At 77.6% G+C, this 393-nt stretch carries 1 pseudogene; it reads right to left on the reverse strand.

Annotation, left to right across the window (positions count from 1 at the left end):
• Window positions 1–376, reverse strand: a pseudogene (locus G3I78_RS50375) (transcriptional regulator); the annotation flags it as partial.
• Window positions 377–393 lie beyond the last annotated feature (17 nt).

Consider the following 393-nt stretch of genomic DNA (forward strand, 5'->3'; position numbering starts at 1 on the left):
CGGGGCGCGAGAAGTGCTCGGCGCCGAGGACCTGCACGGCGCGGCGCGCGGCGAGCGCAGTCCCGGGGGCGTTGGTCCCGACGCGCTCCTCGCGCCACACCGATCCCTCGACGAACCCGACGCGCTCGACGGCGTCCCGCAAGGAGCGGCTGCCCTCGACCCACAGGAGCCGGCCCGCGTCGTCGGACACGGCGACGGCCAGGCCGTCGTCCGCGGCGGCGTCGACGACGAGCTCGCGCACCACGGGCATGACCGCCGACAGCGGGTGGGCGTCGCGGTAGGCGACGAGGTCGTCGTGGGCGAGCCCGGATCCGGTGCGCGGGCCCTCGGGGTCGACGCCGCTGTGCACGGACCGGCGCCACGAGTCCGCCACCACGGGGTTGATGGCGGGCG

This window comes from Streptomyces sp. SID13726 (assembly GCF_010548375.1).
Classification (GTDB): domain Bacteria; phylum Actinomycetota; class Actinomycetes; order Streptomycetales; family Streptomycetaceae; genus Streptomyces.